The organism is Oleiphilus sp. HI0067 (assembly GCF_001635735.1).
In genome coordinates this window covers 1-827 of the sequence record NZ_LWFI01001448.1, presented here as the reverse complement: position 1 = coordinate 827, position 827 = coordinate 1, and the positions used below count along the sequence as shown (strand labels likewise).

The window sequence follows — 827 nt, the reverse complement described above, 5'->3', positions numbered from 1 at the left end:
TTAGTGCCTTTGTGCGCATGACGATTAAGCTTCTTCGTTGCTTTAGCGTATTCAATCGCCGTCTCGACAACTTTTTCAAATTCAACGATTTCGTCTAGAAAACCCGCTTCAACAGCTGTTTCAGGATCAAACATTTCCGCCAAATAAAGTGAACGATTCAAATAACGATCCGTCACACCATGTTTTGCCATCGTAATACCCGCATGGTGCATCGTCATACCGATCGCCACTTCATTCAGGCCAAGCTTGAACTCGCCAGCTGCACCAATTCGATAATCGCTACATAAAAGAGTAAATGCACCTTGCGCTACAGCGTGCCCAGTACATGCCGCAATCACAGGCGTCGGGAAAGACAATAATCGGCGCGTCAATGTAGAGCCTTCTTTAACCAAAGCCATCGCAGCATCCATACTTTTCTGCATAACTTTGAGATCAAAACCCGCAGAGAACATTCCAGGGTGTCCAGCGATCACAACAGGCGCTTTCGCTTCTTCTGCTTGGTCTAAGGCTGCGTTGAAGTCAGCAATCATCTCATGTGAAAACGCATTCACTTTGCCGTTGTTAAGCGTTAACATGGCAACGCCTTCATTAATTTCTACTTTGACTAATTCACTCATTTTAAAAACCTTATAGTGTTTTCTTATCTCACAAGGCAATCTCAGCGATGTAAGACGCTTAAATTTATATCTTTAACACGTGCTCACGATAATATTGCAGCTCAGCGATCGATTCACGAATATCATCTAATGCTAAATGTGTCCCCTGTTTTTTAAAGCCATCTAAAATTTCAGGCTTCCAACGGCGAGTCAGCTCCTTCAAAGTACTCA

The 827-nt window shown here is 43.4% G+C and carries 1 protein-coding gene and 1 pseudogene; both read right to left on the bottom strand.

Translation table 11 applies throughout. The annotated features are described in order from the left end of the window. On the bottom strand, positions 1 to 617 hold a 617-nt coding region (locus A3739_RS23605; protein ID WP_068503051.1), incomplete at its 3' end, for a crotonase/enoyl-CoA hydratase family protein. A gap of 64 nt (positions 618 to 681) precedes the next feature. Further along, positions 682 to 827, bottom strand: a pseudogene (locus A3739_RS23600) (oligoribonuclease); the annotation flags it as partial.